We start from the raw sequence: 22,409 nt of genomic DNA on the forward strand, positions 1-22,409 counted from the left end.
TGAGCCGTTTCTACCTCAGTCAGTAGGCCCGCCGTCAGGCGGCCTGCGCCTCGCTCTCATCCGTTCCCAGCACGGTCTTCACCACATAGCAACGCTGAGTGCCCAGGCCGGGTAAGCGAACAGCACAGGAGGCTTTGCCGTTCGGCCCGGGCTCAAGGACGCCACGGCGTATCAGCTCCTTGTTCACGGCATTGATGTTCATGCCCTTGAACACTTCGGAGCGCCATGCCTCGGGCAACACGTAGTAGGTGTTGGTGGTGTGCAGCGCATCTCCCAGGCCGTGCTCCAGCGTCTTGCGAAAGCCCAGACGGTCGATGGTGCGTGGACCGTGCTCGTCGATCTTTGCGGCTGCCGATTCCCAGCGGGTAAAACGACTTTCACCGAAGCGTTCAATGACCTGGCGCAACCGCGCCAAGATTGCATCCCCTTCAAGGTTGCCAGCGCCGCCGCGCTCATTCATCCAAGCGCTGAGGCATACCCGGGCAGCGGTGGTGGCCGTGCCATCTGGCCAACGGGTAATCACCATGGCGGTGGCCAGTTCGCCGGCGGCGGCAGCCAGACCGAAACGGGCAGCAGCACGATGCGCTTGACCGCTGGCCGAGGCGGGGAGTGCCTTGGCGATAAAGCCCTCTATGGTGTGGCGCAGGATCGCCGACCAACCATGCCGCTTGCCGGGCTCGCAGAGGGCCGACAGGAAGGCGGTGAGCGGTGTGCCGTAGTATTTGGCCACCCGCGCCTTGAGTGCATCGGAGAGGGCGGCCGCGTCATCAAAGCCGTTCAGTACGTCGAACATACCGAGGCCTTTGCTGGCGTCCGCTGGCACGGCGAGCATCCTTACTTCCATGCCGGCTTTCAGCTCCTTGTTGGCTTCCGCCATGTGCTGCGCCAAGGTCTTTTCGCCGGACGAGAGAAACAGCAAGCGCCACTCCTGCACCTGGCGGCCCGCTTGTCCTCGATCATTGGCGCGAGCCTTCCCGGTGCCGTTGCCGAGCATGTACACCGTTTCACCAATGATGCGCGGGTCGCACATGCCGATTTCATCCAGCACCAGGAGCCCGTCTGAATGCGCGGCGGCGATGGATTCCAGTGCGTTATCCGTCGAGCGCCAAGAGCGCACCAGACGCGGCCCGCCGTAGATCGAGGCGGCCACTTGCAGGTGGGTGGTCTTGCCGCCCGAGCTGTCACCGTAGAGGTGAAAGCCGCCGAACTCATGGCCGAGCATGTGCAGCAGCGGACCGGCAAACGCCACGCTGGCCACAAATGCCACGCGGTGATTACCGATGCACAAGGCGCCGATCTGCTCTTGCCACTGCTCCAAGGTGCCGGCTTCGCTGATCGAAAAAAAGGGAAAAAAAGGGGGCGGATTTATTTTTCAAAAATGGAAGGAAATCTGAGAATCATCTGGCCGGCCTCCCCACCTCACGGAGGTGGCGCAAAATTCAAGGTGCGAACTTAGACTTTTGCTGTGAGGAGGCCGGCCAGATGATTCTCAGATTTATTATGTCCCGTTCTCACTCTTTTCAGTCCGTCAGCTGAACGCTGCGCCTTGTAGGAGCAAGCTTGCTCTCGATGGACGCCAACGATAACGAGTTATTTCTGAATAAACGCGTCGCCCTTGAAACCATCGTCGGAACGCCGCCCAGAATAGTTGCCGAAACGGTGTTTTCAGAGTTCTACCCGCTCTTTAATGGCATTCAAGCGGAGCAACGCAGCACTTAGCTACTCTTTCAAATTGCAGATCCCAACAAAAACAGGACCTGCAATTTGAGTGGTGGGCTGCCGCTATTCTGTAGCTTGTTCCTTCCGCGCCGCTGGTCCTTGCGTCAGCACTTTCACCACATCATCGACTAGCGCCTTACTCAGCGCCGTCAAATAATGCGCAGCCCAGGCGTGACGATCGCTTTCCCTGTCGTAGGCAGCATCTTTGGACATTGCCTTGGCGAGGAACAGAAAATCGGAAGCCATGCCTAGCGCATCGCCGAGAGGCACACCGCGAGTGACGTGGAACACTGCTTGATCCGAGCAGTAGATGGCAGGCGTTAAGCCGATGGTTTTCAGCTCTGATGGGTCGGTCATTTGTCACCTCCATTGATGGAGGTGCGGTGGGATTGCGATTCATGATCGCGTTGAAGGGCAAAACGGATTTCGGACGGATTTTTGTTGCGCATGGTCTAGCTCCTTGACGAGGAACTGCCACTTTTTCGTTACCAAGCGAATGGGTGGCAGCTGTGCGCAGGTTGGTAAACCGGGAGTCAAGGAATCCGGCACGCCCGAAGACGTCCCACGCACAGCCGCCATAACTCAAAACTGCGGGCATAAAAAAACGCCTGCAAATCTGATGGGGGCGCTGTTGCGCTCAACTCTCGGGTTACCAAGCCCGGTCGCTGAATTGGCAGCGACGGCGGAAGGGTATCGTGCAGGTCGATCTCGTGCAACTTCGGATGTTGGGCGAGTGGTGACGGCGATTGTCAGAGTGCCAAATGGTCGGGGACTACCAAAGAAACCACCCAAGAAATACCCAAAAACTACCTAGGTATTGAGCCTTCGGAGCGGGGGACGATACCGAAGCTACTGCCGCATACCTGGAAACCGGTCCACGAGGTGTGATACCCGTTCGGTTGTACAAAACGATCTTCAAAATTAAGTAGTTCGGTTTGACCGAACAACTGAATTTTTCAGAGATCCGGCCCGAAACGCCACCCACAAAAAAGCCCCAGACCCTACGGCCTGAGGCTTTCTCGTTTCTACTATATGGTGCACCAGGCGGGATTCGAACCCACGACCCCTGCCTTCGGAGGGCAGTACTCTATCCAGCTGAGCTACTGGTGCGATGCGGGCGCCATGATACTCATAAGCGGTGCGGGCGTCCATGCTGCTGAATCGCCTGTGTTTTTCGGGCCTGTAACGACTGTTTACTACGCTGATCAGAAAAAACACGCAAATGCGCCGTTTTCGTTCTTTTTTTCGAACAGGCTATTGTCCTTTACCCCCTTTGATCCTAGGATTCGTTTGAGATTTCAAACGCTCTTGTCTGGGTGCTGAACCGCACGAGTCCAATCCGTGCGCTATTTATGTGCTTCAGCCCGGTGAATGATTTCCCTGACGGCAGCCTTCGAGGCGCCTTTCTACAATCATAATTCGCTCCGCGCTGGTCGCGGTGCTGTTAAGGAAAGCCGACATGCAGCTTAAAGACACCCAATTGTTCCGCCAACAAGCCTTTATCGATGGCGCTTGGGTCGATGCGGACAACGGTCAGACGATCAAGGTTACCAACCCGGCAACGGGTGAAGTTCTGGGCACTGTGCCGAAAATGGGCGCTGCCGAAACCCGCCGTGCGATCGAAGCCGCAGACAAGGCGCTGCCAGCCTGGCGTGCACTGACCGCCAAGGATCGCGCGAACAAGCTGCGTCGCTGGTTCGACCTGATCATCGAGAATCAGGACGATCTCGCTCGCCTGATGACCCTGGAACAGGGCAAGCCATTGGCCGAAGCCAAGGGTGAGATCGTTTACGCCGCTTCGTTTATCGAGTGGTTCGCCGAAGAAGCCAAGCGCATTTACGGTGACGTGATTCCGGGCCACCAGCCGGACAAGCGCCTGATCGTGATCAAGCAGCCGATCGGCGTGACCGCTGCCATTACCCCGTGGAACTTCCCGGCCGCGATGATCACCCGTAAGGCGGGTCCAGCGCTGGCTGCCGGTTGCACCATGGTGCTCAAGCCTGCGTCGCAAACCCCGTTTTCCGCATTCGCTCTGGCGGAACTGGCCCAGCGTGCCGGCATTCCAGCCGGTGTGTTCAGCGTGGTGTCCGGCAGCGCCGGCGACATCGGCAGCGAGCTGACCAGCAACCCGATCGTGCGCAAATTGTCCTTCACCGGCTCGACCGAAATCGGTCGTCAGCTGATGGCCGAATGCGCCAAGGACATCAAGAAAGTCTCGTTGGAACTGGGCGGCAACGCACCGTTCATCGTGTTCGACGACGCGGACCTGGATAAGGCCGTCGAAGGCGCGATCATTTCCAAGTACCGCAACAATGGCCAGACCTGCGTCTGCGCCAACCGTCTGTACATTCAGGATTCGGTCTACGACGCGTTCGCCGAGAAGCTGAAGGTGGCCGTGGCCAAGCTCAAGATCGGTAACGGTCTGGAAGACGGCACCACCACTGGCCCGCTGATCGACGAAAAAGCCGTGGCCAAGGTTCAAGAGCACATCGCTGACGCCGTCAGCAAAGGCGCGACCGTTCTGGCCGGTGGCAAGGTCATGGAAGGCAACTTCTTCGAGCCGACCATCCTGACCAACGTGCCGAAGAACGCTGCCGTGGCCAAGGAAGAAACCTTCGGTCCATTGGCGCCGCTGTTCCGATTCAAAGACGAAGCGGAAGTGATCGCGATGTCCAACGACACCGAGTTCGGCCTGGCTTCGTACTTCTATGCCCGCGACCTGGGTCGTGTGTTCCGTGTGGCTGAAGCCCTGGAATACGGCATGGTCGGCGTCAACACCGGGTTGATCTCCAACGAAGTCGCGCCGTTCGGCGGCATCAAGGCGTCGGGCCTGGGCCGTGAAGGCTCCAAGTACGGCATCGAAGATTACCTGGAAATCAAATACCTCTGCCTGGGCATCTAAGCTCGCGGGGCATTGCTTCAAACGCAAAGGGCACGAGAGCGCTGTCCCTTTGCGCGCTTCGACCGGAAATTTCTCTGTAGCCGGGAACGCTGTGGCAGTCGATCATCGCATGCTGCCGCAGTTGCCTCCCCGCCGCATTTTCCTTGAGCCACGCCGCCCGATGAGCGGCGAATGAGGACTGTATGAGCAAGACTAACGCATCTCTGATGAAACGCCGCGAAGCCGCTGTACCACGCGGTGTTGGCCAGATTCACCCGATCTTCGCCGAATCCGCGAAAAACGCCACCGTGACCGACGTTGAAGGTCGCGAGTTCATCGACTTCGCTGGCGGCATCGCCGTGCTGAACACCGGTCACGTGCACCCGAAAATCATCGCCGCGGTGACCGAGCAGCTGAACAAGCTGACCCACACCTGCTTCCAGGTGCTGGCTTACGAGCCGTACGTGGAAGTGTGCGAGAAAATCAACGCCAAGGTGCCAGGTGATTTCGCCAAGAAAACCCTGCTGGTGACCACCGGTTCCGAAGCCGTGGAAAACTCGATCAAGATCGCCCGGGCCGCCACTGGCCGTGCCGGCGTGATCGCGTTCACCGGCGCGTACCACGGCCGCACCATGATGACCCTGGGCCTGACAGGTAAAGTCGTGCCTTATTCGGCCGGCATGGGCCTGATGCCAGGCGGCATCTTCCGCGCGCTGTACCCGAACGAACTGCACGGTGTGAGCATCGACGATTCGATCGCCAGCATCGAACGTATCTTCAAGAACGACGCCGAGCCGCGTGACATCGCTGCGATCATCATCGAGCCGGTCCAGGGCGAAGGCGGTTTCTACGTCGCGCCTAAAGAGTTCATGAAGCGTCTGCGCGCACTGTGCGACCAGCACGGCATCCTGTTGATCGCTGACGAAGTGCAGACTGGCGCTGGCCGTACCGGCACTTTCTTCGCCATGGAACAGATGGGCGTTGCCGCCGACCTGACCACCTTCGCCAAATCCATCGCTGGCGGCTTCCCGCTGGCCGGTGTCTGCGGCAAGGCCGAATACATGGACGCCATTGCGCCAGGCGGCTTGGGCGGCACCTATGCCGGTAGCCCGATCGCGTGCGCCGCGGCCCTGGCCGTGATGGAAGTGTTCGAAGAAGAACACCTGCTGGACCGTTGCAAGGCTGTGGGCGAGCGCCTGGTTACCGGCCTCAAGGCCATCCAGGCCAAGTACCCGGTGATCGGCGAAGTCCGTGCCCTGGGCGCCATGATCGCGGTCGAGCTGTTCGTCGACGGCGACAGCCACAAGCCGAACGCACCAGCGGTCGCCGCTGTTGTGGCCAAGGCTCGCGACAAGGGCCTGATCCTGCTGTCCTGCGGCACTTACGGCAACGTTCTGCGCGTGCTGGTCCCACTGACTTCTCCGGACGAGCAACTGGACAAAGGTCTGGCAATCATCGAAGAGTGCTTCGCGGAGCTTTGATTTAAAGTGCTCTGATGAAAGTGTGAGCTGATCGAAAAAAAAACCCGCTTCGGCGGGTTTTTTTGGGTCCCCCGAAACCCTCCGCAGTTGTGAGGGCTGCTTGCGGCAGTCTACGAGCTGGGTGGTGGGGTTTATTCCCTGGAGGCGCAGTTGGCGCGCTTGACCGGGCAGGAGAGCATTGAGGCGCTGGCTAAGGGCCGGACGGCACGGTTGCTCAAGATCGGCATGCCGGAATTGATGCGTTGCACCAAGCGCAAGCCTGACACAAATCCCTGTAGGAGCTGGCTTGCCAGCGAAGGAGTGTCAGTCGACATCAATGTGGCTGACCCACCTTCGCTGGCAAGCCAGCTCCTACAGGGTTTTTGTTGATCCGTTCAGCCGGGGATGATGCGGTTCTTGCCCTGGCGCTTGGCCTCGTACATCGCCGCATCGGCGCGGGCGAACAGGGCATCGATGTTTTCATCCTCGGCGGTGAGACTGGTCAGGCCCTGGCTGATAGTGATGCCGAACGTCTGGTCGTCATGGCAAAAGCGCAACCGCTGAATTTCCCGCTGCAGGCGCTCGGCCACTTGCAAGGCCATGTCCGGTGCGCAACCGGGGAAGACCGCGGCGAACTCCTCACCGCCGATCCGTCCGAATACATCGGCACGGCGCAACGAACCACGACCGCTCTCGGCGATCCGTCGCAGAACGCTATCGCCCACCTGGTGGCCATAGCTGTCATTGATCACTTTGAAATCATCGATATCCAGCAGCAGGAATGCCAGCGGCTCCCCCTGTTTTCGCGCCTGTTCGAACTCGCGGTGGGCACAGTCGAAGAAGTGTCTACGGTTACTGCTCTGGGTCAGGCCATCTGTGGTTGCCAGGCGTTGCAGCTCGGTTTCCAAGTGCTTCTTGGCGGTAATGTCTTCGGCAATTCCGACGATGATCATCGGCTGTCCGGGTTCGGCCAGACGGTTGATGAAGCACTTGTCACTCAGCCAGTGTACCTGGCCGTCGGCGGCGATAATTCGGTACTCGCGGTCTTCAACGGCGCCACTGCTCAATACTTCGGCCATGCTGCGCTCGGCATAAGCCAGATCGTCGGGGTAAATGCTGTCGCGCCACTGGTTGTAGTCAGCCAGTAGCAGGTCGGTGGAGCGGCCGAAAATCCGCTCATAGGCGGGGCTCACGTACAGTATCTGACGGGTTTCCCAGTTGAATGCCCAAAGCACGGCGTTGACGCTCGTCAGCAGGGCGCTGAGCAGCTGTTCGCGTTCGCTCAAGCGCGCCACTTCGCCTTGGGCACGTAGCAACGCCATCAGGGTTTGCGCGGCCTCGGGCCACTGTGGGGGGGATGAGTCTTGTAGGTTTCTATTGACCATCGATACAAAATCTCAAAGGGCGTGTGCCGCTCGAGGTTCGAAAGCGGCCACCACAAAGCCCGCCTGGATGGCGAAGTGTCTTTGAGATAGGGGAATTGAAATGAAGTTCCCGCGTTGCGTGACGAGAGAGCTTGCTCCCGCCGGGCGGTATAGGTAACGCGTTTTATCAGTTAAAACGCGTTACCAGGTTTTGCGGCGGCCTTTGTCGCAGAGCGGGAGCAAGCTCCCTCAGCCGTCAGGCGGTTGCTGCAGGGCGCAGGGAGTAAGTTTTCAACTGGTCGGCGAATTCGCGCAGCGATTGAATTCCGCTGGCTTCGGCTTCGTGTACCCAATCCTTGATGGCAGCCAGCATGTCGTGACCATTCGAGCTGGTCTTGACCCAGATCTGCTGCAAGGCCAGGCGTTTCTCGTAGATGACCTTCAGCGCCTGACTGTGCTCGAGCATGGTCTGGATGCGCATGTGGTGCTTTTCATCCAGCAGGCTGGTTTCCCGCGAGAGCAGGCGTTTGGCCCGGTGGAACTGGTGACGGACCGAGTGATCGACTTTTTCCAGCTCTTGCTTGACCAGCGGGGCGATCACCAGCTTGCGGTACTGGGCCATGATCTGGAAACGGTTGTTGAGGATGGCCATGGCCGTGTCCATGTCCAGGTTGCCTTTACCTTCGACCCGATGGGCAATCGGCGCGACGCGCTGGACTTTGGCCAGACGGAAGAAGCTGAAAACTTGTATCCACGCCCAGCCCAGATCGAATTCCCACTTCTTCACCGACAATTTCGCCGAGTTCGGGTAGGTGTGATGGTTGTTATGCAGTTCTTCGCCACCGATCAGGATGCCCCATGGCACCAGATTGGTCGCCGCATCGCGGCATTCGAAATTGCGGTAGCCGATGGCATGCCCCAGGCCATTGACCACGCCTGCAGCCCAGACCGGGATCCACATCATCTGGATCGCCCATATGGTGATGCCGATGGTACCGAACAGCAGCAGGTCGATAACGCCCATGATCGCCACGCCCAGCAGGGGGAAACGGGTATACAGGTTGCGTTCGATCCAGTCGTCGGGGCAGTTTTTGCCGTAGATGCGCAGGGTCTCGGGGTTTTCCGCTTCGGCGCGGTAGAGCTCGGCACCTTTGCGCAGGACGGTGGATAACCCCTTGACGACCGGGCTGTGCGGGTCATCTTCGGTTTCGCATTTGGCGTGATGCTTGCGGTGGATAGCGGTCCACTCGCGGGTGTTCTGGGCTGTGGTCAACCACAACCAGAAACGGAAGAAATGTTTCAGGCCGGCATTGAGCTCAAGCGAGCGATGGGCTGAATAACGATGCAGATAGACCGTGACGCCAACGATCGTCACGTGGGTCATCAGCAGGGTGACTGCCACCAGTGACCAGGGCGACAAGCCGAGAAAACCTTCGTACCACATAGGCTATTGGGCCCTCGATAAAGAAAAAAACAGCCGTTGCATTATCACTGAGCCTACAGATAAAACCAGTCACCCTTTCAGATAAGAGTGGCTGAATGTTTCTTTAACCTATAATCACATCCTTTCGAAGGACATGGACGGCCGAATGTCTGCTACTTATCGCGCCGCTCTAAGTGCCGCGCTGCTTTACCTGCTGGTTTCAATAGGCTGGCTGCAATTGAGTGGTCATGTATTGAGCAGTTTCTTCGATAGCTCCGAAGCGTCGCAGCGATGGCAACTGATCAACGGTTACGCTTGGGTCGTGTTCAGCGCCGGGTTGATGTTCCTGGCCCGGGCGCGTTTGTTCCGCTGCCCGGGGGTCGACGCCAGGTTGCATGAGCGCAGCGAGGACCGGCAACGTTTGCGACAGGCGGCCGCGGTGTTCGATTGCACCCGCGAAGGGGTGCTGGTCACCAATAACAATGGCCTGATTGTTCACGTGAATCGGGCGTTCATGGAAATCACCGGTTACCCGCGTGAGGAAGTGCTTGGCCAGCGACCGAGCATGTTCAAGTCGGGGCATCATCCGCCCAGCTTCTACGAGGCGATGTTCGCGACCCTCAATAGCGTCGGCGAGTGGAGCGGGGAAATCTGGAACCGTCGCAAATGCGGCGAGATCTACCCGCAATGGCAGACGATCCGCATCATTCATGACGATCAGGGACAGCTCAGCCAGTACGTGGCGGTGTTTTCCGACCTCAGCGCGATCAAGAACTCAGAGCATGAACTCAAGCACCTGGCGCATCACGATCCGCTGACCGATCTGCCCAACCGCCTGCTGTTCACCGACCGGACCGAACAGGCGCTGGCTTCGGCGCAGATTCACAAGCGCGGTTGTGCATTGCTGCTGATCGATCTGGATCATTTCAAGATGATCAACGACAGCCTCGGGCACTCGATCGGTGATCAGCTGCTCAAAGCCGTAGCCGAGCGTTTGCAGGCCATGTTCGGCCCGGGGATCACCCTGGCGCGGCTGGGGGGCGACGAGTTTGCCGTGCTGGCCGAGAGCTGCGTGCAGCTGATGCAGGCGGCGGCGCTGGCTCAGCGGATCATCGATGGCTTCAAACAACCGTTCTTGATCGCCGGACATCGGCTGTTCATCAATACCAGCATCGGTATCAGCCTGTTTCCCGGTGATGCGTTGAGCGCTGAACAGCTGTTACGTAACGCCGACTCGGCGCTGTTCAAGGCCAAGGGTACAGGTCGCGATGGCTACGCGCTTTACACCGAAGAGTTGACCGCCCACGCCCAGCAACGGGTCGAGACGGCGGTTGAGCTGCGCCGTGCGCTGGAGCAGCAGGAATTGCGCGTGTATTACCAACCGGTTCACGACCTCAAGACCCGTCGCCTGATTGGCGTCGAGGCGCTGGTGCGTTGGGAGCATCCGCAGCGCGGGCTGGTGCCGCCGGCGGAATTCATTCCCGTTGCCGAGCGCACCGGATTGATCGCGCAAATTGATGTCTGGGTGATGCGCCAGGCTTGTCAGCAAATGTGCCAGTGGCTGCAGGCCGGTGTGGCGTTGTCGTTTATCGCGGTGAATGTATCGTCGAGGTTGTTCGCTCGCCGTGAATTGTTCCAGCAGGTGGCCAAGGTACTGAACGAAACCGGGCTCGATCCGGCCTGCCTGGAGCTGGAAATCACTGAAAGTGCGGTGATGGACGACCCGGAAGTGGCGTTGGAGCAGATGCATCGAATGCGCGAGCTGGGTGTGCGGCTGGCCATCGATGACTTCGGTACTGGCTATTCATCGTTATTGCGACTCAAGCGATTACCGGTGCAGAAGCTGAAGATCGATCAGGGATTTGTCGCCGGGTTGCCGTGGGATGAGGATGACGCGGCGATTGTGCGGGTGATCATTGCCTTGGCGCAGAGCATGGGGATGCAGGTGCATGCCGAAGGGATTGAGCAGGTGGAGCAGGCGGGTTTTCTGCTTGAGCACGGTTGTGATCTCGGACAGGGGTACTGGTTCGGGCGCCCGGTTCCGCCTGGGCAGCTGGACTGGCTGCGGACACCGGAAATTCCCTAGACGCAAAACTTCCCGCATGCACACCTTCCTGTAGGAGCCGGCTTGCCGGCGAAGGCGCCTTCATTGGCAATGCAAGGCTCAAGGCTGCCTTCGCCGGCAAGTCAACGCCTCCAGAGGGCGTGCATCAGTAATTTGGTTATATAAACATTCTTAAATAGTCTTTTTAAGAATATCCGCGCTTATCTACTATTGGTCTCACGCCGCAAGCAGTGCCGCCCACTGCCAGGCAACCTCTCAGTCGAAGGAGCAGCACCATGAGCGCATCCCTGCGTAGCGTTGACGGTCAAGACGAAGCCACCATCTTGCGTGAGATCCAGAGTGCCTTGCGCGATCTGCGGTTTGGCGCAGTTGAAATCACTGTGCACAACGCTCAGGTGGTTCAGATCGAACGCAAGGAAAAATTCCGATTGCAGAACCCTGGCAACAAGCCGAGCTGAAACAAAGATCAAAAGATCGCAGCCTGCGGCATCTCCTACGGGGGATTTGTGCCAGGAGCTGCCGCAGGCTGCGACCTTTTAACCGGCAACCGCGATTCCGAAACCCATAAGAAAAGCCATCACAATAGAATTCCAGGAGCTTTCACCATGTCGTCGATTCGTCATTTCGCTTTGGCCGCCCTGGCCAGCGCCCTTTTTGCTGGTTCCGCGGTTGCCAAGGATTACGAACTGCTCAACGTGTCGTACGACCCGACTCGTGAGCTGTATCAGGACTACAACGCCGAATTCAGCAGTTTCTGGAAGAAGGCACATCCGGACGACAACGTGAAAATCCAGCAATCCCATGGCGGCTCGGGCAAACAGGGCCGCGCGGTGATCGACGGTCTGCGCGCTGACGTGGTGACGCTGGCCCTGGCGGGTGATATTGATGAAATCGCCAAGCTCGGCAAGACCCTGCCGGCCGACTGGCAGAAGCGTCTGCCGGAAGCGAGCACGCCGTACACCTCGACCATCGTGTTCCTGGTGCGCAAGGGCAATCCCAAGGGCATCAAGGACTGGGGCGATTTGACCAAGAGCGGCGTTGAAGTCATTACCCCGAACCCGAAAACCTCCGGCGGTGCGCGCTGGAACTTCCTGGCAGCCTGGGCCTATGGCCTGAAAGCCAACGGCGGTGACGAAGCCAAGGCCAAGGAGTACGTACAGACCCTGTTCAAGCACGTTCCCGTTCTGGATACCGGCGCTCGCGGTTCGACCATCACCTTCGTCAACAATGGTCAGGGCGACGTGTTGCTGGCCTGGGAAAACGAAGCCTTCCTGGCGCTGAAAGAAGAGGGCGGCGCTGAAAAATTCGACATCGTGGTGCCTTCGCTGTCGATCCTCGCCGAACCGCCGGTGGCCGTGGTCGACAAAAACGCAGAGAAAAAGGGCAACACCGAGATCGCCGAGGCTTACCTCAAGCACCTGTACAGCCCGGCGGGCCAGGAAATCGCGGCGAAAAACTTCTATCGTCCACGTGATAAGGACGTCGCAGCCAAGTACGCCAAACAGTTCCCGACCCTGGACCTGGTGACCATCGACAAGGACTTCGGCGGCTGGAAAACCGCGCAACCGAAATTCTTCAATGACGGTGGCGTGTTCGACCAGATTTACCAGGCGCAGTAATCTGCACCCAGTCATAAACGAGCCCCGATTTAACTGTCGGGGCTTTGCGCGTTCTCAACCAAGGACTTTTATGTCGCGTCGTATCTCCCCCGTCATACCCGGCTTCGGGCTGACGCTGGGCTACACCTTGGTGTACCTCAGCCTGATTGTGCTCATTCCACTGGCGGCGATGTTCGTGCATGCCGCTCAACTCACCTGGGAGCAGTTCTGGGCGATCATTTCGGCGCCTCGGGTGCTGGCGGCGTTGAAGCTGAGCTTCGGCACCGCCCTCTGTGCCGCAATCATCAACGGCATCATCGGCACGTTGCTGGCCTGGGTGTTGGTGCGCTATTCCTTCCCGGGGCGAAAAATCATCGATGCGATGATCGATCTTCCGTTCGCCTTGCCCACTGCCGTCGCCGGTATCGCGTTGACCGCGCTCTACGCGCCAAACGGCTGGGTAGGGCAGTTCGCGACCGACCTGGGGTTCAAGATCGCGTATACCCCCCTCGGCATCACCCTGGCACTGACTTTTGTAACGCTTCCATTCGTAGTACGTACAGTACAACCTGTATTGGCCGATATCCCCCGCGAAGTGGAGGAAGCGGCAGCGTGCCTCGGTGCGAAACCCTTGCAGGTTTTCCGCCATATTCTGGTGCCTGCCTTGCTCCCTGCCTGGTTGACGGGCTTCGCTTTGGCCTTTGCCCGCGGGGTTGGCGAGTATGGATCGGTGATTTTCATCGCCGGCAACATGCCGATGAAAACCGAGATTCTGCCGCTGCTGATCATGGTCAAACTCGACCAGTACGATTACACCGGCGCTACCTCCATTGGTGTACTGATGCTGGTGGTTTCTTTCATTCTGTTGCTGCTGATCAACTTGCTGCAGCGGCGCATCGAAACCCCATAAGGAGGCGCACAAATGTCCCAATCGTCTATTGCTGCTGCTTCCTCGAACGCCTCCCGCCGTGGCAGCGCCTCATCGCGGCGACTGCTGATCGGCCTTGGCTGGCTGATTTTTGCCCTGTTCCTGTTGTTGCCGCTGGTTATCGTGGTGTCCCAAGGCCTGAAGCTCGGGATCGGTGCGTTCTTCACGGCGATTTTTGAACCGGATGCATTGTCGGCCCTGAAGCTCACGGTGATCGCCGTGCTGATTTCGGTGCCGCTGAACCTGGTGTTTGGCGTCAGTGCGGCGTGGTGCGTGAGCAAGTACTCGTTCCGCGGCAAAAGCATCCTCGTCACGCTGATCGACCTGCCGTTTTCGGTGTCGCCGGTGATCGCCGGTCTGGTGTACGTGCTGATGTTTGGCGCCCAGGGCTTGTTCGGGCCATGGTTGCAGGATCACGACATCCAGATCGTCTTCGCCTTGCCGGGCATCGTGCTGGCGACAATCTTCGTCACCGTACCGTTTGTGGCCCGGGAGCTGATTCCGCTGATGCAGGAGCAAGGCACCCAGGAAGAGGAGGCCGCGCGCCTGCTCGGGGCCAATGGCTGGCAGATGTTCTGGCATGTCACCGTGCCCAACATTAAATGGGGTCTGATCTACGGGGTGGTGCTGTGTACGGCGCGGGCCATGGGTGAGTTCGGTGCGGTGTCGGTGGTTTCCGGGCATATTCGCGGGGTGACCAACACCCTGCCGCTGCACGTCGAGATCCTCTACAACGAATACAACCACGTGGCCGCGTTCGCCGTGGCGAGCCTGTTGCTGATCCTGGCGCTCTTCATCCTGCTGCTCAAGCAGTGGAGCGAAAACCGTATTAACCGCCTGCGCGCCAGCGCCGCGGAGGAATAAGTCATGTCGATCGAAGTGCGTAACGTCAGCAAGAATTTCAACGCGTTCAAGGCGCTGGACAACATCAGCCTGGACATTCAAAGCGGCGAACTGGTCGCGCTGCTCGGCCCTTCCGGTTGCGGCAAGACCACGTTGTTGCGGATCATCGCCGGCCTGGAAACACCGGATCAGGGAAACATCGTATTTCACGGTGAAGACGTTTCCGGCCATGACGTGCGTGATCGCAACGTCGGCTTCGTGTTTCAGCACTACGCCCTGTTCCGCCACATGACCGTGTTCGACAACGTCGCGTTCGGCCTGCGCATGAAACCGAAAAACCAGCGCCCCAGCGAGAGCCAGATCGCGGTGAAAGTCCACGAGCTGTTGAACATGGTGCAATTGGACTGGTTGGCGGATCGCTATCCGGAACAGCTGTCCGGCGGTCAGCGTCAACGTATTGCCTTGGCCCGCGCCCTGGCGGTGGAGCCGAAGGTGCTGCTGCTCGATGAGCCGTTTGGCGCCCTTGATGCCAAAGTCCGTAAGGAGCTGCGACGCTGGCTCGCTCGGCTGCACGAAGACATCAACCTGACCTCGGTCTTCGTGACCCATGACCAGGAAGAAGCCATGGAAGTCGCCGACCGCATCGTAGTGATGAACAAGGGTGTGATCGAGCAGATCGGTTCACCGGGTGACGTCTACGAAAACCCGGCCAGCGATTTCGTCTATCACTTCCTCGGCGACTCGAACCGTCTGCATTTGGGTGAAGACAACCATGTGCTGTTCCGGCCTCACGAAGTGTCGTTGTCGCGCCACGAACTGGAAGACCATCACGCCGCCGAGGTGCGGGATATCCGTCCATTGGGCGCGACGACCCGGGTCACGTTGAAGGTCGAAGGACAGAGCGATTTGATCGAAGCGGAAGTGGTGAAGGATCACGACAGCCTGACTGGCCTGGTGAAGGGCGAGACGCTGTTCTTCAAGCCGAAGGTCTGGCAGAAAGTCGCCAACCTCTAAAGCAAAAGCTTCGCGAGCAAGCCCGCTCCCACATTCATCTATGGCGTTCACGAATAACGTGTTCACTGGAGATCCAATGTGGGGGCGGGCTTGCTCGCGAAAGCGATTTACGCCGCAGCGTTATCCTGGCGCAAACGCACACCACCCGCCCGCGCCTCGATCTGCGCTTTCAACTCCCGCCGCAGCCCCAGCAAAAACGCCAGCTCCACCACCACAAACAACGGCCCGACAATCAACCCCGTCACATCATCGACAAACGCCGGTTTGCGTCCTTCGTAGTGATGACCGACAAACTGAATCGCCCAGCCGATCACAAACATCCCGATGCCACTCGCCAGCCAGACCAGCGTGCTTTGCTGCGCCAGCACTTGACCTGCCCAAAGGCACAGCCCGAGCAACACAGTCATCAGCACCCCGAGGCGCAGTTCCAGGCGCAGGTAAAACCACGCTGACGCCAGCGCTACCAGCATGGCCGGCGACAGCCAGCCCCCGGCCCATTGCGGACGGGACAGCAATACCGTCACCGCCACTACAATCATCGGAATGCCGACGAAGTGGGTGGCAATATTGCGTGGGTCACGATGGTAGGTAGCGTATTGACTGAGATGGTCGACGAGGCTTTTCATTGATATTCCTCCTGTAGGGTGATGGATCATGCCCCGGGCACATCATTCGCTCTGTCAGCCAGGCGACAATTTGAAGGAGTTTTCATGGATATGAAGGTCTGGCGTCCACGCCTGATGAGCGGCCAGTGGTTCAGCCAGTTACCTGTTTCCTTTCAGGATAGTCTGCTGTCAGCCGCGCGTGTCCGGCGTCTGCTACCGGGGCAACGGCTGTTCCAGCGCGGCGATCCACCGTGCGGGTTGTATGCGGTGCTCGAAGGATCGGTGCGCATCGGGGCGGTGAGCGAGCAGGGCAAGGAGGCGTTACTGAGCCTGGTGGAGCAGCCCCACTGGTTCGGCGAAATCTGCCTGTTCGACGGTCAGTCGCGGACCCATGATGCGATCGGCCTTGGACATTGCGTGCTATTGCACATACCGCAAGCCGTATTGCTGGCGTTGCTCGATGATCAACCGGTGTATTGGCGGCAACTGGCATTGCTGATGAGCCACAAACTGCGCCTGACCTTCATCAGCCTCGAACAGCTGAGCCTGATGCCGGCCACGGCACGCCTGGCTCACCGCTTGCTGATGATTGCCCAGGGTTACGGCGAAATCGAATCGCCGCGGCGTTTGTTGCAGCTGCAACAGGAGCAGCTTGCTTCAATGTTGTCGCTGTCGCGCCAGACCACCAACCAGATACTCAAGGATTTGCAGGGGCAGGGGATTGTGAATTTGCGGTACGGCGAAATCGAGATAGTGGATGTAGAACGACTGCGGGCGTTGGCGACAATCCGACCCTCTTAACAAAAATTACTGTAGGAGCGAGCGATGCGGCGATCCGACTTGCCCGCGAGCGAAGTGTCAGCCGGCATCAATGCTGGTTCACTCGATGATTCGGGCAGGTGCATCGGACGCAGAGGAAAGATTGTAATGGGCAACGGGGTCGAACACGCCTAGCCTGTGATGACGATAATCGAGGTGTGTCATGCGTGTACTGTTAGTGGAAGACGAGCCTGAGCTCGCCAGGCTGTTGGCCAAAGGCCTGAGCGAGGCGAGTTATGCGGTGGATGTGGCCGTCAACGGGATGGCTGGCCGTCGGTTTATCGAGTCCGGCGAGTACGAGCTGATCATCCTCGACGTGATGCTGCCAGGGCTTAACGGCTGGCAGTTGCTGCAACAGATCCGCAAGCTGGGTGATACGCCGGTGTTGTTTCTGACGACCAAAGATGGAATCGAGGATCGCCTGCGCGGGCTGGAGTTGCATGAAGATGATTATTTGCTCAAGCCGTTTGCGGTGAGCGAGTTGGTGAAGCGGGTGCGCAAGGTGTTGCGGCGGGATCGGGGGCGCTGAGGCGTTTCTGTGGTGTCTGATCCGGCCCCTTCGCGAGCAGGCTCGCTCCCACATGGGTTCTGCGGTGTACACCGATTTTCGTATCTGTTGGAGATCAACTGTGGGAGCGAGCCTGCTCGCGATGAGGTCAGATCAGACACCACAACTCCAAGACCTGTCACCGCAACCCCTCCCGAAACTGCCCCGGCGTCATCCCCGTCCAGCGCTTGAACGCGCGACTGAAGCTGCTGGTATCGGCAAACCCCAGCAAATAGCTGATCTCACTCAACGAACACTGCGGGTCGCGCAGGTGCAGCAGTGCCAGGTTTTCGCGACTTTCATTGAGCAGGGTATCGAACCGACAGCCCTCGTCCGCCAGATGCCGTTGCAGGCTGCGCAAGCTCAGGTGCAGGGCCTGGGCGATGCGTTCGGCGCTGGGTTCGCCTTCGGGCAATTGCTCTTCAATGGCATCGCGCACCTTGCGCTCCCAGGTCAAGGGCTTGAGTTGCGCGAGCGTGCGCCTGAGCACCGCTTCGTTATGCTCGGCCAGTTCCGGATTGGCATCGTCGAGGTGGCTGTCGAAATCCACCAGGGCAAACTCCAGGCGGTCTTCATCGGCGGCGAAGTGCACCGGCGAGCGAAAGACCTTGTGCCATTGGTGTGAGTCGCTGGGTTCGGGACGTCGCAGATACACCGCCAGAGGCGCGTAGTCGCGCCCGAGACGATTGCGACAGGTGCGCACGTAAATCGCCGCGAAGGCATCGATGGCTTCGAACGCCGGGGCCGGATTGCCAGCCGGGATTTTCATGCGGAAGCGGTAGCGGTCTTCGGCGCGGATCAATTCCAGCTCCAGGGCATCGCTGACCACCTGGTGATAACGCACGATGCGCTCGAATACTTCCCGAAGACTGTCGCTGGCCACCAGCGCATAACCGAGCGCGTGAAACGTGGTCGGGCTGACGAAGCGCGACACCCGCAAGCCGATCGCCGGATCGCCGCTGACCTGCACCGCGATTTCCCACAGGCGCGTCGTTGCGGACAACGGGTAACGGGCATTCGGGTCGTCCATCAGTTGCGGGTCAAGCCCCGCCTGTTGGCACAGGGCGGTGCTGTCGAGGCCAAGCGCATCGAGTTGCTTGCGCAGGGCGCGGGTCCAGCTGGCGAGGGAGGTCGGTTCAGTCATGCTGATTGGCGCTTCCGGTCAACAGGTTGGCCTTCACGGCTACTACCTCGCGAGGGTTCGCAAGGCAGGATGCGAGCATCCATTACCAGAGGATGGAAGCATGGACGGTACTTCTGCAAGCCCCCAGCGACTGAATGCAGCACAGCGCTCGGTGCATATCCGTGAGGTTGTGCTGGCCAAGGGCGTCGAATTGCAACGGCGCTACCCTTCATAACCATCGAAAGCGTGCGATCGGCATAGCCCTGACCTGCTCCCGCGCGTTGCGTGGGAACAGGATTTTCAGCAGGTGCTGTGTACAGAAAAACTTGCTCAATTGCCTGTGATCAGCACGCAGGTTTGTGCTTTGCAGCCCTTGGCATTGCTCAGCGTAATGAATTTGATCGCGGCGTCAGGGGTCGTCGTGGTGATAGTGATGGTGGCGTTGTTGTAGTCCTGGGTTTGCAAGCTTTTATCCGGCAGTACGACGCGCCTCCACTGTTCTTGAAAAACCTGCAGAGGAAAGCTGGTTTTGTTTTTGATCTCAAGCTCATTCTTGAATGCGTCAACCGGTGGCGCAGCGAAGAGCGCCAAGGGCGCTGCCAGTAAGGCTGTGAAAACCAGAGGCTTGGTAATGGAATGCATAAGTACTCTTCCTGAGTAGTTGAAGTGCGGCTGCACTTTCCTTGATGAACCGCTGGAGATGTACTGCGTCTATCGCGCCTGCTGCAACGATGATGTTGTAAGGAAGAATGTTGGTTTTACCGATTTTGTCCCTGTTGTTTGGGAGCGTCCTCAACCAGGCCGCACCATAGCTGACGAGCATCGGTGCTCGGATTGATTCATATATGCCGTATTGATCTATAAATAAATCTAAATATTCTTTTAAAGAATAAAAAATCTGAGCAAAGATTGGTTCACGAAGCCAGTCGCAAAATGGCGAATTCATCAAATCGAAACCTTTACACGCTAAACATTTACTTAAAGCTCACCTCACGACGTTGCAGGTGTTTTTCACTGTATATGTCAGTTTCCGGGACCGTCTCCTTGGCAGGGCGCGGTCCCTTTTTTATTCCGCGCAACCAGGCCATGTATTGGCTGGCTTGTCGGATCGCGGCAGCGCAACGAATGCGTTCGGGCAGTCGATTGATGCGTTGCCAGATATTCCGCGTTCGCTGGCAAGCCAGCTCCTGCAGTTACGTGTCGTATATTCTATTTTGGTCTTAATAAATATCTTCTTATTCCTTAACGAATATAACTCTCATCCCTATACTTGATCGGGAACAGACACGCAGCAGGAGAACTCCCCCATGCGCAACGAATCAATTCGCTACCTGATTGTGCCGGGTTGGCAAGGATCTTCAGAAGATCATTGGCAAAGCCATTGGCAGAACAGCCTGCCGAATAGCGCGCGGGTGGAGCAGGCCGACTGGCTGACGCCGCGTCGTGAAGACTGGGTCGCGGCGCTGGCCGAGGCCATTGCTGTGGACAGCACACCCGTGATCCTGATCGCCCACAGCCTGGGCTGCATTACCGTTGCCCATTGGGCCGCCACTGCGCCTGTGCAATTTTTACGTCAGGTTCGCGGCGCCTTGCTGGTGGCGCCTGCGGACGTAGAACGCCCGGCTTGTGCGCCAGCCCTGCGCAATTTCGCGCCGATCCCGACCCACCTTCTGCCGTTTCCCAGTCAGGTCGTCAGCTCGGACAATGACAGCGCCGTGAGTGCGCCCCGTGCATTGGAGCTGGCCCGCAACTGGGGGGCCGAGGCGGGGATTTTGTCAGGGGCCGGACACATCAACGTGAAGTCCGGTCATCAGCGCTGGGAGCAGGGGTTTGCCTACCTCTACCGTCTGCAAAATCGCATGGAGCACCACGCCCTGCGCCGCGCTTGAACCTAATCTTTTTTTTAAGAATCGCCCCCGTCTCCTGGCGGTTGTGGGCGGGAGTCTGCCATGAGTTTCGAAGCCTTCGGTCAGCCGCTGCTGACCTTCCCCGATGCAGAAAAAAGCCCCCTGAGCATTCGCGCCAAGGCGCTGGTATTCGTCGATCCGCGCTCGCGCCAGTTGCGCCAGGAGTTGGAGCAACTGGCGCCGCGTTCGATTTCCGTGTTGATCCGTGGCGAAACCGGCAGTGGTAAGGAATTGCTGGCGCGGCACATCCACCGCGCCAGTGATCGCGGGGGCTTGTTCGTGTCGGTGAATTGCGGTGCGATCAGCCCCAATTACGCCGATGCCGAATTGTTCGGATACGCTGCCGGCAGCTTCAGCGGATCGGCCAGTAGTCGCGCAGGATGGTTTGGTTCGGCAAACGGCGGGACGCTCTATCTGGACGAAATCGGCGACCTGCCGCTGCCGATCCAGGTCAAATTGCTCGCCGCCCTGGAAAACCACGAAGTCACCCGCGTCGGCGCCCAGCAACCGAGTCCGGTGGACGTGCGCCTGGTGGCCGCCACCAGCATCGACCTGGCCCAGGCGGTCGCCGCAGGTAAATTCCACGAGCGGCTTTATCATTATCTGCGCGAAGGTCGCCTCGAACTGCCCGCCTTGCGCGAACGGGTGGGCGATATCCTGTCGCTGTCCGAGTATTTTCTCGGGATCTACAGCCAGCGTCTGGACCTGCCAGTGCCGCTGATCAGCGAGGCTGCACAACAGGCGCTGGAGCGGCACAGCTGGCCGGGCAACACTCGGGAGCTGGAAAACGTCATTCACTTTGCGTTGCTGGTGAGCACCGGCGACGAGATTTTGCCGGAGCATTTGAATTTGCCTGAAGTACCGGCCTCGCTGGTGGCGATCGAGCGGCAACTGAAGCACATCCTCAGCGAAGGCACCGCCAGCGAGCGAGCAGCGCTGAAACAACTCTTGAAAGACGCCGCGCTCTTGCTCTTGTAGGAGCAAGCTTGCTCGCGAACCAGGCGACGTGGTGTGTCAGGCAGGACGCCTTCGCTGCGGTGCGCGGATCCGACAAGCCAGCTCCTGCAGGGAACGGGCATTCTTGAGTTGTATGAATAAAATGGAATATGAAAGTGAATAAAAGATATTGTTCGGGAATAAAAAATCCCGGTATTGTCCGCGTCACGCCAGCAGTAGCACATCACTGGCACTCGTATTAATAGCCGTCGTCGACGACGATCGTGATTTTCGATAAGGACACTGCATGAAAAAGGTTCTGTTGTTCACCGCACTGGCGGCTGCCCTGACGGCGAGCCTGGCCCAGGCTGGCGAGAAACTGGTGGTGGCGGCAACCCCGGTCCCGCACGCCGAGATTCTGGAACTGATCAAGCCAACCCTCGCCAAAGAAGGCGTGGACCTGGAGATCAAAGTCTTCACCGATTACGTTCAGCCGAACGTGCAAGTCGACCAGAAGCGTCTGGACGCCAACTACTTCCAGACCCTGCCGTACCTGAAAAGCTTCAACGAAGGCAAAGGTACTCACCTGGTGACCGTGGTTGGCGTGCACGTCGAACCCTTCGGTGGCTACTCGAAGAAAGTCAAAACCCTGGCTGAATTGAAAGACGGCGCGACCATCGCCATCCCGAATGAAGGCAGCAATAGTGGCCGCGCCCTGATCCTGCTGCAGAAGGCTGGCCTGATCGAGTTGAAAGACCCGAAGAACGCCCTCGCTACCCCGAAAGACATCGCCAAGAACCCGCACAACTTCAAGTTCAAGGAGTTGGAGTCGGCCATGCTGCCGCGTGTTCTGGACCAGGTCGACCTGGACATGATCAACACCAACTACGCACTGGAAGCGGGTCTGAACCCGGCTAAAGACGCGCTGGTGATCGAAGGCGCCGATTCGCCTTACGTGAATTTCCTTGTGGCTCGTCCGGACAACAAGGACAGCGTCGCCATCCAGAAACTGGCCAAGGCCTTGACCAGTCCTGAAGTAAAGGCATTCATCGAGAAGAAATACAGTGGCGCGGTATTGCCAGCGTTCTGATTCGTGAGGTGAACCCTTCAAGGTTTCAACGCCGACGGCTTTCGATAGCGTCGGCGTTTTTTTATGCAGAAGATAATTGCGTGACGA

At 58.7% G+C, this 22,409-nt stretch carries 21 protein-coding genes, 1 tRNA gene and 3 pseudogenes; 16 read left to right on the plus strand and 9 right to left on the minus strand.

The annotated features are described in order from the left end of the window. Nucleotides 1-34: 34 nt before the first annotated feature. A pseudogene (locus J2W17_RS29255) lies at nt 35-1,336 on the minus strand (DUF927 domain-containing protein); the annotation flags it as partial. A gap of 233 nt (nt 1,337-1,569) precedes the next feature. Between J2W17_RS29255 and J2W17_RS29260 the strand changes: the two are divergent. After that, nucleotides 1,570-1,719: a hypothetical protein gene (locus J2W17_RS29260; RefSeq protein ID WP_307343201.1), complete on the plus strand. Its 150-nt coding sequence runs from the start codon at nt 1,570-1,572 to the stop codon at nt 1,717-1,719. A 63-nt stretch (nt 1,720-1,782) separates the two neighbouring features. Here J2W17_RS29260 and J2W17_RS29265 read toward each other — a convergent pair whose 3' ends face one another. After that, on the minus strand, nt 1,783-2,076 hold the full coding sequence (locus J2W17_RS29265) for a DUF3077 domain-containing protein (protein WP_307343204.1): 294 nt from the start codon (nt 2,074-2,076) through the stop codon (nt 1,783-1,785). Nucleotides 2,077-2,752: 676 nt separating this feature from the next. After that, a tRNA-Arg gene (locus J2W17_RS29270) sits at nt 2,753-2,829 on the minus strand. Between the two features lie 349 nt (nt 2,830-3,178). Between J2W17_RS29270 and gabD the strand changes: the two genes are divergently transcribed. The 3 genes and pseudogenes from gabD to J2W17_RS29285 all read left to right on the plus strand — a co-directional run. Continuing rightward, entirely contained in the window at nt 3,179-4,621 is a 1,443-nt protein-coding gene (gene gabD, locus J2W17_RS29275) for an NADP-dependent succinate-semialdehyde dehydrogenase (protein WP_154855502.1), read from the plus strand. Nucleotides 4,622-4,803: 182 nt separating this feature from the next. Continuing rightward, entirely contained in the window at nt 4,804-6,081 is a 1,278-nt protein-coding gene (gene gabT / locus J2W17_RS29280; protein ID WP_154992072.1) for a 4-aminobutyrate--2-oxoglutarate transaminase, read from the plus strand. A 96-nt stretch (nt 6,082-6,177) separates the two neighbouring features. Next, nucleotides 6,178-6,336, plus strand: a pseudogene (locus tag J2W17_RS29285) (histidine kinase); the annotation flags it as partial. Nucleotides 6,337-6,455: 119 nt separating this feature from the next. Here J2W17_RS29285 and J2W17_RS29290 read toward each other — a convergent pair. Beyond that, entirely contained in the window at nt 6,456-7,445 is a 990-nt protein-coding gene (locus tag J2W17_RS29290; RefSeq protein WP_307343208.1) for a GGDEF domain-containing protein, read from the minus strand. Between the two features lie 235 nt (nt 7,446-7,680). Next, on the minus strand, nt 7,681-8,868 hold the full coding sequence (gene desA, locus J2W17_RS29295) for a delta-9 fatty acid desaturase DesA (protein ID WP_307343211.1): 1,188 nt from the start codon (nt 8,866-8,868) through the stop codon (nt 7,681-7,683). Between the two features lie 145 nt (nt 8,869-9,013). On the opposite strand from desA, the gene dibA reads away from it, so the two are divergent. The 6 genes from dibA (at nt 9,014) to J2W17_RS29325 (ending at nt 15,295) form a co-directional block, all read left to right on the plus strand. Then, entirely contained in the window at nt 9,014-10,933 is a 1,920-nt protein-coding gene (dibA, locus tag J2W17_RS29300; protein ID WP_307343214.1) for a phosphodiesterase DibA, read from the plus strand. 254 nt (nt 10,934-11,187) lie between these two features. Continuing rightward, complete coding sequence (oscA, locus tag J2W17_RS29305) at nt 11,188-11,370, plus strand: sulfur starvation response protein OscA (RefSeq protein ID WP_007941032.1); 183 nt, start codon at nt 11,188-11,190, stop codon at nt 11,368-11,370. A gap of 147 nt (nt 11,371-11,517) precedes the next feature. Next, nucleotides 11,518-12,531, plus strand: coding sequence for a sulfate ABC transporter substrate-binding protein (locus tag J2W17_RS29310; protein WP_307343218.1), 1,014 nt, complete (start codon nt 11,518-11,520; stop codon nt 12,529-12,531). Nucleotides 12,532-12,601: 70 nt separating this feature from the next. Continuing rightward, nucleotides 12,602-13,420: a sulfate ABC transporter permease subunit CysT gene (cysT, locus tag J2W17_RS29315; protein ID WP_307343221.1), complete on the plus strand. Its 819-nt coding sequence runs from the start codon at nt 12,602-12,604 to the stop codon at nt 13,418-13,420. Nucleotides 13,421-13,432: 12 nt separating this feature from the next. Then, complete coding sequence (gene cysW / locus J2W17_RS29320) at nt 13,433-14,302, plus strand: sulfate ABC transporter permease subunit CysW (RefSeq protein WP_150747187.1); 870 nt, start codon at nt 13,433-13,435, stop codon at nt 14,300-14,302. Nucleotides 14,303-14,305: 3 nt separating this feature from the next. Then, the gene (locus tag J2W17_RS29325) at nt 14,306-15,295 is read left to right on the plus strand and encodes a sulfate/molybdate ABC transporter ATP-binding protein (protein WP_154992108.1); all 990 of its coding nucleotides are present in this window, start codon (nt 14,306-14,308) and stop codon (nt 15,293-15,295) included. Nucleotides 15,296-15,402: 107 nt separating this feature from the next. On the opposite strand, the gene J2W17_RS29330 is transcribed toward J2W17_RS29325, so the two are convergent. After that, nucleotides 15,403-15,921, minus strand: a complete 519-nt coding sequence (locus J2W17_RS29330) for an Mpo1 family 2-hydroxy fatty acid dioxygenase (RefSeq protein ID WP_307343225.1) — start codon at nt 15,919-15,921, stop codon at nt 15,403-15,405. Nucleotides 15,922-16,005: 84 nt separating this feature from the next. Between J2W17_RS29330 and J2W17_RS29335 the strand changes: the two genes are divergently transcribed. Further along, nucleotides 16,006-16,701 carry a Crp/Fnr family transcriptional regulator gene (locus J2W17_RS29335; RefSeq protein ID WP_307343228.1) on the plus strand — a complete coding sequence of 232 codons (696 nt, stop codon included), beginning with the start codon at nt 16,006-16,008 and terminating at the stop codon, nt 16,699-16,701. A gap of 181 nt (nt 16,702-16,882) precedes the next feature. After that, a complete protein-coding gene (locus J2W17_RS29340; protein ID WP_307343233.1) occupies nt 16,883-17,248 on the plus strand; it encodes a response regulator in 366 nt (121 codons plus the stop codon). A gap of 157 nt (nt 17,249-17,405) precedes the next feature. On the opposite strand, the gene J2W17_RS29345 is transcribed toward J2W17_RS29340, so the two are convergent. Then, nucleotides 17,406-18,410: an AraC family transcriptional regulator gene (locus J2W17_RS29345; RefSeq protein WP_307343236.1), complete on the minus strand. Its 1,005-nt coding sequence runs from the start codon at nt 18,408-18,410 to the stop codon at nt 17,406-17,408. Nucleotides 18,411-18,510: 100 nt separating this feature from the next. Here J2W17_RS29345 and J2W17_RS29350 point away from each other — a divergent pair. Next, nucleotides 18,511-18,618 (plus strand): annotated as a pseudogene (locus J2W17_RS29350) (fatty acid desaturase); the annotation flags it as partial. Between the two features lie 101 nt (nt 18,619-18,719). Here the strand turns inward: J2W17_RS29350 and J2W17_RS29355 are convergent. Beyond that, on the minus strand, nt 18,720-18,980 hold the full coding sequence (locus J2W17_RS29355) for a hypothetical protein (RefSeq protein ID WP_307343240.1): 261 nt from the start codon (nt 18,978-18,980) through the stop codon (nt 18,720-18,722). Next, nucleotides 18,952-19,335, minus strand: coding sequence for a hypothetical protein (locus J2W17_RS29360; RefSeq protein ID WP_307343243.1), 384 nt, complete (start codon nt 19,333-19,335; stop codon nt 18,952-18,954). Before J2W17_RS29360 ends, J2W17_RS29355 begins: the two co-directional genes overlap by 29 nt. A 361-nt stretch (nt 19,336-19,696) precedes the next feature. On the opposite strand from J2W17_RS29360, the gene J2W17_RS29365 reads away from it, so the two are divergent. From J2W17_RS29365 to J2W17_RS29375, 3 genes are all read left to right on the plus strand, one after another. After that, nucleotides 19,697-20,278 (plus strand): alpha/beta hydrolase, encoded by a 582-nt coding sequence (locus J2W17_RS29365; protein WP_154992129.1) that lies wholly within the window; start codon nt 19,697-19,699, stop codon nt 20,276-20,278. A 60-nt stretch (nt 20,279-20,338) separates the two neighbouring features. After that, entirely contained in the window at nt 20,339-21,274 is a 936-nt protein-coding gene (locus J2W17_RS29370) for a sigma 54-interacting transcriptional regulator (protein WP_307343246.1), read from the plus strand. A 265-nt stretch (nt 21,275-21,539) separates the two neighbouring features. Continuing rightward, nucleotides 21,540-22,322: a MetQ/NlpA family ABC transporter substrate-binding protein gene (locus J2W17_RS29375; protein WP_307343249.1), complete on the plus strand. Its 783-nt coding sequence runs from the start codon at nt 21,540-21,542 to the stop codon at nt 22,320-22,322. Nucleotides 22,323-22,409 lie beyond the last annotated feature (87 nt).

This window comes from Pseudomonas lini, from assembly GCF_030812475.1.
GTDB lineage: Bacteria > Pseudomonadota > Gammaproteobacteria > Pseudomonadales > Pseudomonadaceae > Aquipseudomonas > Aquipseudomonas lini_A.